Here is a 12678-nt window from a genome sequence, read left to right as displayed (position 1 = left end):
TGGAGGTGCTGGTTCATGTCAGCAGTAGTGTTAATCGGAGCTCAGTGGGGAGATGAAGGAAAAGGTAAAATAACGGACTTCCTCGCTGAAAGAGCCGATATGGTGGTCCGATATCAGGGCGGCAGCAATGCCGGCCATACGGTCGTGGTAGGGGATGAAGAATATAAACTGCATTTAATCCCGTCCGGGATCTTGTATCCCAATACCATCTGCGTCATCGGCAATGGTGTTGTGCTTGATCTGGAAGTTATGCTGAAAGAGATTGCGGCATTAAATCAGCGGGGAATCTCTACGGATCATTTGCGTATTTCCGACCGGGCTCAGGTGATCATGCCTTATCACCGCAGGCTTGATGAGTTGCAGGAAGAAGGAAAGGGCGCAAACAAGATTGGCACTACGAAACGGGGCATTGGTCCGGCCTATGTGGATAAGGCCTCACGGGTGGGAATCAGGGTCATTGATCTATTTGATCCAGAAGTGTTCCAGAGAAAGCTGGAAACCAATCTGGAAGAAAAAAATACCCTTTTTGCAAAAGTTTATGGCGTGGAAGGTTTTAATAAAGAGGAGATTCTGGCCCAATATGCTGGGTTCATTGAAAAAATTAAACCTTACGTGGCGGATACGTCCGTGCTTGTGAATGATGCGGTAGATGCCGGGAAAAATGTCCTTTTTGAAGGAGCTCAGGGCACGCTGTTAGATTTAGATCATGGCACCTATCCTTTTGTCACATCCTCTCATCCCATTGCCGGCGGCGCCTGCATCGGCGCGGGAATCGGCCCCACGAAAATCAAAAAGATTTATGGGGTAGCGAAAGCTTATACCACCCGGGTGGGGGAAGGTCCCTTTCCTACAGAGCTCTTTGACGCCCTGGGGGAACAGATCCGTAAGGAAGGCTGCGAATTTGGCACGACTACCGGCCGGCCCCGGCGCTGCGGCTGGTTTGACGCGGTGATTGTGCGCTACAGTACCAGGATGAGCGGTTTGACAGGTATCGCTTTGACGAAGCTGGATGTCCTCGATAAATTGGACGAAATTAAAATTTGCCATGGTTATCATTACCAGGGAAAGGTAGTGCAGGATTTCCCCGCCAGCTTGAAAGCATTGGCGGAATGCACGCCCATCTATGAAGTAATGGAAGGCTGGAAGGCAGATACTACCCAGGCAAAAACTTTTGAGGAACTACCTCCTAAAGCCCAAAAGTATTTGAAACGGATTGAGGAATTGATCGGAGTTAAGATCTCTCTGGCCGCGGTAGGTCCCAAAAGATCTCAAACCATCGTCAGAGAGGAATTATATTGAAGCAAGTCCTGAAGGCTTTTACGGGATCTGGGTACCGGGATGCAGGGCCGTTCGGTTCTCTTTTCCGGACACCGGTACCCGGATCCCGAAGAAGGCCGCCAGGCTTTCTGAAAATGGGTGTATGACAGGCTCCAAATAATGGTATACTATAAACACTTTATTGTCTGGGCGAGAACCGTAAAATACCAATTGACAATAAAGGAGTTTTGGTGCAATATATAAAAGCAGTCAGCGCGGGCGGGAAAACCGCTTCCAAAATGGGCCGGGAAAATGTGAATTTACCAGAAATTGATGTTGACATGAAAAAGGTTTTATAGTATCATAAGTTCCTGTGAGACATGAGCCATTAGCTCAGTAGGTAGAGCACCTGACTTTTAATCAGGGTGTCCCGCGTTCGAGTCGCGGATGGCTCACCATTTTTTTTCTTGGCCCGTTGGAGAAGCGGCTTAACTCACCAGCCTTTCACGCTGGCATTCAGGGGTTCGAATCCCCTACGGGTCACCATTAATCATTGCGGGTGGTTAGCTCAGCTGGGAGAGCGCCTGCCTTACAAGCAGGATGTCGGCAGTTCGATCCTGTCACCGCCCACCATCAAAAATACGGAACTGTGGTGTAGTGGTCTAACATGCCGGCCTGTCACGCCGGAGATCGCGGGTTCGACTCCCGTCAGTTCCGCCATTGATAATTCAGCAGTCATGATACTGCTCTTTATTTTCTCTTCAGCTAACATGTTGCAATGGTTTTTAGAATTAAGTATAATAGATACCATAAAGAAAACAGTCACGATGCGGGTGTAGCTCAATGGCAGAGCGCTGGCTTCCCAAGCCAGTTACGTGGGTTCGATTCCCATCACCCGCTCCATTTATTTTTATGTGATCAGGACGGTTCCAGACAAGGGGACGGTTCTTCCGTCTCAGACGGAAGAACCGTCCCCTTGTCTGGTTGTCTCGCTTGTCTGCGGAAATGTGCCGGGAGGATGTCCGTGATGTTGCGTGAATTTAAACTTTTTGCTGATTTGCCCCCTGAAGCCTACAAAAAGATTCTGCCCTTTTTTAAAAAAAGGAATTTTGCCAAAAAGCAGCAGGTGGAATTTGCCGACTCTTTCCGGGATTATGTTTTTTTCATGAAAAGCGGCCGGGTGAAAGTCTCCTATTTTTCTCCGGAGGGTAAAGAGATTATTGTCACCATTCTGCACCCGGGGGATATGTACAGTATGCATTCGGAAGCCACCCTAGCTGTGATCGAGCCTGCGGAAATATGGTATCTCGGGTTAAAGGACTTTAAAAAAATATTACTGGACAATCCGGAGCTGGCCTTGGTTTTGATTAAAATATTAGGCGCGATTCTCAAGAATACCAATGAGGCGTTATTAAATCTGGCCTTTAAGGAGGTTAATTCCCGGCTCGCCGGCTGGTTGTTGAAAATGGCCAAGGAACAGGGCCTTGCGCACCGGGACGGGACTGTGATCGAGCTAAATTTGACCCATGAGGAGATCGGCTATCTCATCGGCAGTACCAGACAAACAGTGACAACCATTTTAAACCGTTTTGAAAGGGCGGGGATCCTTTCCCTCCAAAAGAAAAGAATTATTGTGCACAGGATCGAGGAATTAGAAGAACTTTGTTAATAAAAATCACAAAATAGGAGTGTCGGCGGGATGACAGTAATGCCCGCCTTTTTTTATTAAAATGAATGATATAAGACTCCAAAAATTCTGAAAATTGGAAGGGAGGAAGTGCGGTGAACCAGCTTTTAGTGCGGACGGAAAAGTGTGTGGGCTGTAAGACCTGTGAACTGGCGTGCAGCATCACCCATTCCCGGAGCAAGGATCTTGTGGGCGCTTTCTTAAGCGGAGAGCGGCCGGTGCGCAGGGTGACGGTGGAAACCAACCCAGAGCGGACGATCAATCTGCCGGTCCAATGCCGGCAGTGCCAGGATCCCAAATGTGTCCATGCCTGCATGACAGGGGCAATGTACCTGGATGCCGGGACCGGTCTGGTATTGAATCGAAAAGAGAAGTGCGTGGGCTGTTGGATGTGTGTCATGGTGTGCCCATACGGGGTGATTACCCCCAGTGAGGAACATAAGGTAGCAGTAAAATGTGACCAGTGCCTGTCGGAAGGCCACGACCCGGCTTGCGTGAAATCCTGTCCCACCAAGGCCCTGTCTTTTATGCCTATCGGTGCGTTTGATAAGACGGTGAAGAAGGCATTTCTGTCCAAATTTATTTCAGGTGAGGAGGTTTAGCCATGGATTATGGGAAAATGACCATAGACCCGGCTGCGGGCCAACTATTAGGGAAAGCGCGGAAAGACCAGGTAGAAACCGTTTGGGATCGCTTTGAGGCCCAGCAGCCTCAGTGCGGTTTCGGCTTACTGGGACTGTGCTGTCGCCATTGCAACCAGGGACCTTGCCGGATTGACCCCTTTGGCGAGGGGCCTAAATATGGCATATGCGGGGCCGATGCCGACCTGATTGTGGCCCGGAACCTTTTGAGACAGGTGGCGGCAGGGGCGGCAGCCCATGTGGATCATGCCTATGAGGCTATAGAAACCTTAAAAATTGCCACGGAAGAAAATGGGCCCTACACCGTGAAGGACCCGGACAAACTGAAGGCGGTAGCCGCCAAGCTGGACTTAGAGGTGGCGGGAAAGAATAATCTTGACTTGGCAAAAGAAATCGTGGATATTGCTTTCGGGGATTTCGGCAATCATACCGGTGCACCCATGAAATGGCTCCTGGCCACTGCTCCCCAAGAAAGGGTGGAAACCTGGCAGAAACTGGGGGTGCTGCCCCGCAATCCGGACCGGGAAATCCGGGAGGCCCTCCATCAAACAACTATGGGGATGGACGCAGACCCAGTCAATCTGATCCTGGCCACCGTCAAGCAGGGGCTGGTGGACGCTTATGCCGGCCTGCACCTGGCCACGGACCTGCAGGATATTCTCTTCGGTACGCCTGCCCCGGTGGCTACAGAAGCAAACCTGGGCGTGCTCCAGGAAGACTATGTGAATATTATTGTCCATGGCCATGAGCCCATGCTCTCGGAAAAGATTGTGGAATGGTCGAAGAAGCTGGAGGGTGAGGCACAGGCTGCAGGAGCTAAAGGAATCCAGTTGGCGGGGATCTGCTGTACGGGAAATGAGACCCTCATGCGCCAGGGCATTCCCATTGCCACCAATTTCCTGGCCCAAGAATTGGCCATCATCACCGGAGCGGTAGATGCCATGGTCGTCGATGTCCAGTGCATTATGCCCTCTCTGGCCCGGGTGGCTGCCTGTTATCATACCAAGATCTTTACCACCATGCCCATTGTGAAAATGCCCGGAGCAGAGCATATTGATTTTTCTCTCGCAGAGGCGGACAAAAAAGCGGAGGAAATTGTGCGCAAAGGGGTGGAGAACTTCCGCCGGCGGGATAAAAGCCGGGTCCACATCCCTGACGTAAAAACAAAAATGCTTGGCGGTTTCAGCGTGGAAGCCATCGTAGGGGCCCTGGCCAAGCTTGATGGGGAGAATCCCTTGAAGCCCCTGGTGGACAACATTATTAACGGAAATATTCTCGGCGCCGTAGGCACCGTAGGCTGTAATAACGCCAAGGTGGTGCATGATTCCTTCCATGTCACGATGGTGAAGGAATTAATTAAGCATAATGTTTTAGTGGTCACTACCGGCTGTTCTGCCCAGGCTTTGGCCAAAGCCGGTTTAATGGTGCCGGAAGCAGCAGACAAATATGCCGGGGATACGCTGCGCACAGTGCTTACTGCTGTGGGGAACGGGGCCGGTCTGAACGCACCTTTGCCCCCGGTCCTGCATATGGGCAGTTGTGTGGATAACTCCAGAATCGGGGATTTGTTAAGCGCCTTGGCTTCTTATCTGAACGTGCCCATCAAAGCCCTCCCGGTGGCCGCTTCCGCCCCGGAACACCAGCATGAAAAGGCCTTAAGTATCGGCACCTGGGCAGTGTCCTTAGGGGTACTGACCCATTTGGGTGTAATTCCCCAGGTATTGGGCGGCAGAAAGGTGACGGAAATTCTTACGGGAGATACGGCAGAAAGCCTTCTGGGCGGCAAGTTCTATGTGGAAACGGATCCCATCAAGGCAGCCCACGGGTTGATTGAGCATATTCAGGCAAAACGCCACGCCCTGGGCATATAGCTTGGGGGGTGGCAAAATGCGCTATTGTATCGTTGGCAACAGTGCAGCCGGAGTTTGGGCTGCGGAAGCCATTCGGGCCCTGGACGGCAATGGGAGAATTGACATTTTCAGTGAAGAAAATTACCCGGCATATGCCCGGTGTCTCACTTCCTACTATCTTACCGGGACCATGAAGGATGAGCAGATGCTGATCCGTCCCCCGGATTTTTACGAGACCTATGATCTGCACCTTCATAAGGGGGAGAAAGTAGTGCAGGTACAACCGGATCGCCAAGAACTCTATACCCGGTCTGAAAAGAGGTTTGCTTATGATAAGCTGCTTCTCGCCACCGGGGCTTCTCCGGTGCTGCCCGAGATCCCCGGCAGGCACCTGAAAGGAGTATTCCCCTTGCGCACCTGGGCGGATGCGAAAGGGATCCTGGCGTATGCCGGCCCCGGAAAACGGGCCGTGGTGGTGGGGGGAGGCTTTGTCTCTCTGAAGGCGGCTTATGCCCTGCTCCAAGCAGGACTCTCCGTAACCTGTATTATTTCCTCCGGGTCTGTATTGTCCCAAATGCTGGACCGGGAAGCGGCGGCTATGGTAGCAGGAGTATTGGCTGCTCACGGTTTGGAAATCAAATACCGCACAGATGTGGCGGCTGTCACCGGCAGAATGGACAGCGTCCGGGGTGAAGTTGTGGGTGGCGTACAGCTGAACACCGGGGAGGAGTTGCCTGCTGATGTACTGATTATCGGCAAAGGGGTGGCGCCCAATGTAGACTTTTTGGCCGGGAGCGGCATCGAAACCGGGCAGGGTATTTTGGTCAATGAATTTTTGCAGACCAACTATGCCGACGTCTATGCCGCCGGTGATGTGGCCCTGGGATATGATCTGATCTCGGGCCAACGCAGGATCAACGCCATCTGGCCCAATGCGGCGGACCAGGGAACCGCAGCAGGTAAAAATATGGCCGGGATTCCTACTGTTTATAGCGGTTCTTTAGGTATGAATTCAGCGGATTTTTATGGCCTGTCCGTGATTGCCGCCGGGTGGGCCAAAGGAGAGCAGGATCAGGGATATGAAGTGGTACGGCTCTATCCCGGGAAGAATTTGTACCGGAAATTTGTTTTTCAGGATGATCACCTGGTGGGATATATTCTGGCAGGAAAGACAGCCCAGGCGGGGATCCTCACCGCCCTGGTGCGGGAGCAAATTCCGTTGGGGAAAATGAAAGAGGAACTGAAACAGGGCTCCATCCGGCCCCGGTTCCTCTGGTAAATTCGTCAAGTGGCCAAGAAGCAGGGCGATGCTGTGCCTACAGCTTGCCCTGCTTCTTTCCACCTTGGGTGTTCACGCCCCCTCAAACCAGACCTTTTCCTAGGGATCTTTTTCCCGCCCGGTAAACATGGATTGCAGCTTGGCCGGGTCTTCCGTCAAGACGAAATAGATATGAATCAGGATCGTCACAAAGCCAAAGGTGGCTGCATAATGAAGGTAGATGACCCGATCCATGCTGAAATGGGAAAAAAATGTGTGGGTATAAAGCATAAACCCGGTGATCAGCTGGAGGATAAACAAGAAAAACCAACTGGTGTAAATAGCCTTTTGACCGGGGTTATATTTGGTGACGGACGGGCAGGACTTCCGGAGGAAAAAGACATATTTTAAAAAGGCAGGGGACTTTTTCAAATCCTGGGGCAAAAAGAAGACATCCTTCCAGGTTCCGGACAGGATATGATACAGAGTAAATACAGGGACAATGATGAGCAGAAGAAAGCCTGCCGAAGAATGAATCAGCCGTACCGTTCTTAAACTTATGTCCAGCCAGCCGGGATGCGCTCTGTAGAAGCCGGTGGCGATTAAAAGAGTAACTGTACATGCCAAGGACCAGTGCAGCAGGCGTATTCCTAAGGGTTGGGTAATTGTTGAGGGCACTTTTTTACTCATATTTCCTCCCTATGGCAGAGACGGCAGAATTGTCCCTTTGTCTATGGGTATCGCAAGTAAGCAATATTGATTTAATTGGTTTTCCCGGAACCCGGTAACCGGTACCCGGATCCCGAAAAGCCTTGTAGGCTTTTTTAATGCACCGCACAGGTAAAACAAGGGTCGAAAGAGCGGATGATTCTGCCGATTTCCGCTGCTTCATTTTTGGGATCAAGTTCGGTACCGATTAAGGCCTGTTCCACCGGACCTCGGACGCCCTTTTCATCCCTGGGTGAGAAATTCCATGCAGTAGGGGTAATAATCTGATAGTGCGCAATCCGCCCCTGGTCAATCTTCAACCAGTGGCCCAGGGCTCCCCGCATAGCATCGGTCAAACCCACTCCCTGGCCGGATGCTTTGGTTTGAAATTCCGTAAGAGAAGGGGCTTGGGGCTCTATTTGGTCCAGCCATGTTTCCATAAGTTGGGCAATTTTTTTTGTTTCCAGGGATCGGGCGACAATTCTGTCCATGGTTCCGCCTCCCCGGCGGTAGGCTCCGGAAATCCACCCCCGGGCCAGGGCGCCGGTTTCAAAGGGCCTGCCGTCATACCGGGGGGCTTTGACCCAGGTGTAGGCATTTTTCTTTTCTTTGTCCGGCACCGTCCTGGTTTTTTCCGGAGGCCCGCTGCTTTCTTCGGCATACCAGGAATAGGTGATGGATTGGGAAATTTTTCTTCGGTCCAAGGGCTCTTTCTGATCATAAGAGTTGATAATTCCGGCGGGAAAATCCTTTCCCTCAAATAGGCCGTAGCTGATAAAATTTCCCGAAGATTTCCCCAGCTCATAGCACTCCGGGTAGTAGTCGCCCAAAAGATAAGAGTCGGGGATCATCACATCGGAGATAAAGGAGTGAATTTTTGCCAACATGCTCCGGAAGGTGCTGATCTTCATGCCATCTGGAGGTACGCTAACCCCTGTGGGATAGAGGGTTTGCAGATGGGGCATTTTTGCCCCGAAAATTGCCAGCATCTGATGGGCCAGGGCAGCATATTCCAAGCCCTGCCAGTAGTGATCCATCATTTTTTTGTTTACAGTCTCGGGAAGGCGCAGGTCTTTGGGATAGGGGATAAAAGGATGCATTTCCGGCCCTTTCACGAAGCCGGGAAAGACGAGAAGATAAAAATGGGTTAAATTGTTATGGAGAAATTCTGCACCGAAAATCAAATTTCTTAAAAGGCGGCCATTGCTTGTCGGTGCAAGCCGGTAGGCCTCTTCCAGGGCCAAAACTGCGGCAATGGCATGGGCGGCAGAACAGATGCCGCAAATGCGTTGGGTAAAAAAAGGGGCATCCATCGGGCTCCGGCCCTGCAACATAATTTCAAAACCGCGAAATAAAATACCGGTACACCTGGCGTCTTGCACCACGTTATTTTCCAGATCCAGTTTTACGGCTAAAGGCTGATGCACCCGGGAGATGGGGAAAATTGTTTTGGAAGCCATTTAATCGTCCTTTCTGGGCACTAATTTACGGGTGATTTTCATGATGTTTCTCTTCTTACGGGGAAGCGCATCAATTTGCTTGATAATTTTTTTTTGATCCGACAAGATTTGCTTCAGTGCTTCGTCAAACTGTTTTTCTTCTGAAAGAGGCTTTTGGGGAACGGTTCCTCCCACCAGGTGTTTTCCTATTCTTCCCCTTAAGACGGAAGCCGTGAAATGACCGGCAATTGCCGCGGCGGTGATTCCTCCTGCCGTCAAACCTACTTTTGTGGCGTTGACTTTGATATTAGGCAGGGAAATATCCGGCAGGGGCGAGAAAAAAGGCTCGGAGGAATCAGGAAAACCGGGATTGACACAGCCGATACAGGGGGTGTTTGCTTTCACCGGCCAGTTGATATGGTTATTCCACTGGCGCTTCGGGCAGTCGGCAAAGGTGACCGGACCTTTGCAGCCTACTTTATAGAGACATCCCCTTTGTCCGGGAAACTTGGCGAATTCGCCGTTCTCAAATTGAGACCGCCTTTCGCACAGGTCGTGGATCGTTTGCCCAAAAAACATGGTGGGCCGGTTTAAATGATCCAATTCCGGAACACCATAAAGAATTAAATGCCCGATGGTGCCAATGATCCAATCCGGGTGGGCCGGGCACCCGGGGACATTAATCACTTTACGCTTTAAAAAATCCTGTACTCCCTGGCTTTTGGACGGATTAGGGTAGGCGGCACTGGGACCGCCCCAGGTGGCGCAGCTTCCCACGGCAATGATATGTTTTGCCTGAGGAGCCAGGCTTAAGAGCAGGTCCTTCCCCGTAACAGGCCGGTCGCCTTCAAAAAAAACATAATTATAGGTTCCATCTCCGGCAGTCACTACAGAGCCCTCGATGACGAGAAAATAGCGGCCTTTCTCTTCTTCAACCGTTGAGAGAAAGAGATCCCGGGCCGTTTGATCCTGGGCTGCTGTGAGCAGCCAGTGGTAGCGGAAGTCTACCATTTCGGTGAGGAAATATTTGAAATCGGGATCCTTTGCGTCAAATAAAGAGACGGAATTGCCGGTGCATGACCCTAATTCCAGCCAGATGAGAGGTGGTTTTTCCGCCTCTGCCCGGGCATAAGCTTCGCCCAGAAAAGGGGACAGCACCCGGCTTAAACCGCAGGCGCAGGCAGCTGATGTACAGAGCCTAAGAAATTCTCTCCGGGTGAGCATGAAGTATTCTCCTCTGATAATTCTAAGAAATTTCTTTTCTGCCATTTATTATGTCAAATTGGGCGCAGAACCATGCGAAAAATGAGGGATGAAAAAGTAGATGCGGTGTGATATAATATTTGGCGTGAAAAGAAGTTAATTTTTTACATAGGGGGGAAAGCATAGTGCAAAAACATATTAAGACCATCGTGGCGGGAAACTTAAAGGGGACCGTCAAGAGCGGAGGCTGCGGAGCTTGTCAGACTTCCTGCCAGTCCGCTTGTAAAACGTCCTGTACGGTAGGAAATCAAGTTTGCGCGAAGTAAGAAAAACGGCCTTAAACCTCTGAGGTGTAGGGCCTCATTTTTTACCCGATAATTTTTGAGGAGAGATACTGTGAATTTTAAGATAGGGGATACCCATAAGTTTGAAATCGACGGCACGAAAATCCTTTTGGATGTCAATTCCGGATCGGTCCACGTGATCGATGACCTGATGTGGAATTTTCATGAAAAGATGCTGGACAGACAAGGAAACTTTGAGGAAGCGTTGCGGGATTGTGCCGCCGAGTATGATGCCCGGTCACTGGCTGCCTTAAAAGAAGAGGTATTGGACCTGATCGCTCAGGGATTGCTTTTTAGCTCCGATGAAAACGTCAGCCAGTATGCGCTGCCGGAAAATCCCGTGCTGAAATCGTTATGTCTGAATATTTCCCATGACTGTAATCTCAGGTGCGCATACTGCTTTGCCTCCAGCGGCCCCTTTGGGGGGGAGCGTCTCTTAATGCCGGAAGAGATCGGCAAGAAAGCCATCGATTATTTGATGGCACATTCCGGCTCCCGGAAACACTGTGAGATAGATTTTTTCGGTGGGGAACCTTTGATGAATTGGCATGCCATCAAAGAGGTGGTCGCCTATGGACGGGAGCAAGGGAAAAAATACGGCAAGGAAATCAAGTTTACCTTAACCACCAACGGGGTGGCCTTAAATGACGAGGTGCAGGATTTTCTTAACCGGGAAAATATCAGTGTGGTACTGAGCCTGGACGGTCGTCCCGAAGTGCATGACCGGGTAAGGAAATTTCCCTCGGGCAAAGGAAGCTATGAAATCATCAACGCCCATCTTAAAAGATTTATTCAAAGCCGGGACTGCCAAAACTATTATGTGCGGGGTACCTTTACCGGCTTTAACAAGGACTTTTGCCAGGACGCCATTCATCTGGTGGAACAGGGGTATGATATTATTTCTCTGGAGCCGGTGGTAACATCTGAGGAGGAAGCCTATGGCTTGAAGGACTCAGATTTGCCCCATCTTTATGAAGAATATATTAAGCTGGCCCGGTATTACCGAAAAAGGAAGAAGGAAGGGAAGCCCTTTACCTTTTTTCACTTTAACCTGGATCTCCGCCACGGGCCCTGTCTGCCCAAAAGACTGACCGGCTGCGGGGCGGGGCATGAATATATGGTGGTTACTCCGGAAGGAGATTTTTATCCCTGCCATCAATTTGTGGGCCGGAAGGAATATAAATTGGGCAGCCTGGATTCCGGCGGACTCAACGAACCTTTAAGAAAAAAATTTCAACAGGCGCATATTTACCATAAACCCTGCTGTGTTGCCTGCTGGGCCAGATTCTACTGCAGCGGAGGATGTCACGCCAATGCCGATGCTTTTAACAAAGATATTTATCAGCCCTATGCGCTAGGCTGTGCCCTGCAGAAAATGCGCCTGGAATGTGCCATTTGGCTGCAGGCCTTGGATGCTTTGGAATAACCTTTCACGGAGGGCCTTTCCATGGTTGATGCTTTTCTAAGTGAAACGGTACCCCATTTACTGCAGGAAATTTCTTTGGGTACTTTTCTGGCCGTCTATCTAGCAGGGATTCTCACCAGCATCAGCCCCTGCGTTCTCGCCATGATCCCTGTTTTAATCGGTTTTATCGGCGGGTACGGCCAGCCTTCCAGATTGAAGGCCTTTCTGCTGGCTGTGTGTTTTGTTTTGGGCATGTCCGTTACCTTCGCTATTTTAGGTATGGTTGCGGTAGCAGTGGGGAACCTTTTTGGCCAGGTGGGCCCCATCTGGTATTTGATTATCGGCGGGGTGAGCATTTCTATGGGGCTCCAGTTATGGGGAGTCTGGCAGGTGAGATTTCCCGGATTAAAAATGGCTCCTCCCAAATTGGGCGGGGAACTGGGGGCATTTGTGGCAGGGCTTTTTTTTGGCATCGTTGCCTCTCCCTGTGCGACTCCGGTGCTGGTAGCTATTCTGGCCATGGCCACCGCCACCTCGAATATTGGGCTGGGGGGACTGCTTTTGTTTACCTACGGCCTAGGTCACGGATTCCTCCTGCTCATCGTCGGAACATGTGCCGGATTGGTGAAGGGAATAAGAAGTATCTCTCAAGGCACAAACATCATCAACTATTTTAGCGGCGCTATTTTAATACTGATCGGACTCTATTTTATTTACCTGGGCAGTTGACGAATCATGACGAATAATGGGAAATATGGCAGAAGAGGCACAAATTTTTGGTTTACCGCACCGCTTTATTATGGTATACTGAATGTGGTTTTTACATAGATAGATAGAAAGGGGAGGCAGGAACAAAAATCCTGTGGCGGGCTTCCTAAGACAGTCA

Annotated in this window: 11 protein-coding genes and 5 tRNA genes; 13 read left to right on the top strand and 3 right to left on the bottom strand. The window is 50.6% G+C overall.

Going from position 1 to position 12678, the window contains the following annotated elements; all coding sequences use genetic code 11:
* Nucleotides 1-15 precede the first annotated feature (15 nt).
* The 10 genes from DCMF_RS16920 to DCMF_RS16875 all read left to right on the top strand — a co-directional run bounded on the left by DCMF_RS16920 (nucleotide 16) and on the right by DCMF_RS16875 (nucleotide 6714).
* Nucleotides 16-1299, top strand: coding sequence for an adenylosuccinate synthase (locus DCMF_RS16920; protein ID WP_148135499.1), 1284 nt, complete (start codon nucleotides 16-18; stop codon nucleotides 1297-1299).
* Nucleotides 1300-1639: 340 nt separating this feature from the next.
* Nucleotides 1640-1715 (top strand) — tRNA-Lys (locus tag DCMF_RS16915).
* An 11-nt stretch (nucleotides 1716-1726) separates the two neighbouring features.
* Nucleotides 1727-1803, top strand: a tRNA-Glu gene (locus DCMF_RS16910).
* Nucleotides 1804-1814: 11 nt separating this feature from the next.
* Nucleotides 1815-1890 (top strand) — tRNA-Val (locus DCMF_RS16905).
* Nucleotides 1891-1900: 10 nt separating this feature from the next.
* A tRNA-Asp gene (locus DCMF_RS16900) sits at nucleotides 1901-1977 on the top strand.
* A gap of 109 nt (nucleotides 1978-2086) precedes the next feature.
* Nucleotides 2087-2160, top strand: a tRNA-Gly gene (locus DCMF_RS16895).
* Between the two features lie 124 nt (nucleotides 2161-2284).
* Nucleotides 2285-2926, top strand: a complete 642-nt coding sequence (locus DCMF_RS16890; protein ID WP_214658677.1) for a Crp/Fnr family transcriptional regulator — start codon at nucleotides 2285-2287, stop codon at nucleotides 2924-2926.
* A 113-nt stretch (nucleotides 2927-3039) separates the two neighbouring features.
* On the top strand, nucleotides 3040-3546 hold the full coding sequence (locus DCMF_RS16885; RefSeq protein ID WP_148135497.1) for a 4Fe-4S dicluster domain-containing protein: 507 nt from the start codon (nucleotides 3040-3042) through the stop codon (nucleotides 3544-3546).
* A gap of 2 nt (nucleotides 3547-3548) precedes the next feature.
* Complete coding sequence (gene cooS / locus DCMF_RS16880; RefSeq protein ID WP_148135496.1) at nucleotides 3549-5456, top strand: anaerobic carbon-monoxide dehydrogenase catalytic subunit; 1908 nt, start codon at nucleotides 3549-3551, stop codon at nucleotides 5454-5456.
* A 16-nt stretch (nucleotides 5457-5472) separates the two neighbouring features.
* Nucleotides 5473-6714: an NAD(P)/FAD-dependent oxidoreductase gene (locus DCMF_RS16875; protein ID WP_148135495.1), complete on the top strand. Its 1242-nt coding sequence runs from the start codon at nucleotides 5473-5475 to the stop codon at nucleotides 6712-6714.
* 99 nt (nucleotides 6715-6813) lie between these two features.
* On the opposite strand, the gene DCMF_RS16870 is transcribed toward DCMF_RS16875, so the two are convergent.
* The 3 genes from DCMF_RS16870 to DCMF_RS16860 all read right to left on the bottom strand — a co-directional run bounded on the left by DCMF_RS16870 (nucleotide 6814) and on the right by DCMF_RS16860 (nucleotide 10064).
* Entirely contained in the window at nucleotides 6814-7383 is a 570-nt protein-coding gene (locus tag DCMF_RS16870; RefSeq protein ID WP_148135494.1) for a cytochrome b/b6 domain-containing protein, read from the bottom strand.
* Between the two features lie 134 nt (nucleotides 7384-7517).
* Nucleotides 7518-8861 carry a nickel-dependent hydrogenase large subunit gene (locus DCMF_RS16865; RefSeq protein WP_148135493.1) on the bottom strand — a complete coding sequence of 448 codons (1344 nt, stop codon included), beginning with the start codon at nucleotides 8859-8861 and terminating at the stop codon, nucleotides 7518-7520.
* A complete protein-coding gene (locus tag DCMF_RS16860; RefSeq protein WP_214658676.1) occupies nucleotides 8862-10064 on the bottom strand; it encodes a hydrogenase small subunit in 1203 nt (400 codons plus the stop codon). It abuts the gene before it with no gap.
* Nucleotides 10065-10228: 164 nt separating this feature from the next.
* On the opposite strand from DCMF_RS16860, the gene scfA reads away from it, so the two are divergent.
* The 3 genes from scfA to DCMF_RS16845 all read left to right on the top strand — a co-directional run bounded on the left by scfA (nucleotide 10229) and on the right by DCMF_RS16845 (nucleotide 12521).
* The gene (scfA, locus tag DCMF_RS16855) at nucleotides 10229-10369 is read left to right on the top strand and encodes a six-cysteine ranthipeptide SCIFF (RefSeq protein WP_148135491.1); all 141 of its coding nucleotides are present in this window, start codon (nucleotides 10229-10231) and stop codon (nucleotides 10367-10369) included.
* Nucleotides 10370-10439: 70 nt separating this feature from the next.
* Nucleotides 10440-11813, top strand: a complete 1374-nt coding sequence (gene scfB, locus DCMF_RS16850; protein WP_236860049.1) for a thioether cross-link-forming SCIFF peptide maturase — start codon at nucleotides 10440-10442, stop codon at nucleotides 11811-11813.
* Nucleotides 11814-11834: 21 nt separating this feature from the next.
* On the top strand, nucleotides 11835-12521 hold the full coding sequence (locus DCMF_RS16845) for a cytochrome c biogenesis CcdA family protein (RefSeq protein ID WP_148135490.1): 687 nt from the start codon (nucleotides 11835-11837) through the stop codon (nucleotides 12519-12521).
* Nucleotides 12522-12678: the final 157 nt, after the last annotated feature.

The organism is Candidatus Formimonas warabiya (assembly GCF_002777255.1).
Classification (GTDB): domain Bacteria; phylum Bacillota; class Dehalobacteriia; order Dehalobacteriales; family Dehalobacteriaceae; genus Formimonas; species Formimonas warabiya.
This window is presented reverse-complemented; position numbering and strand designations above follow the sequence as displayed.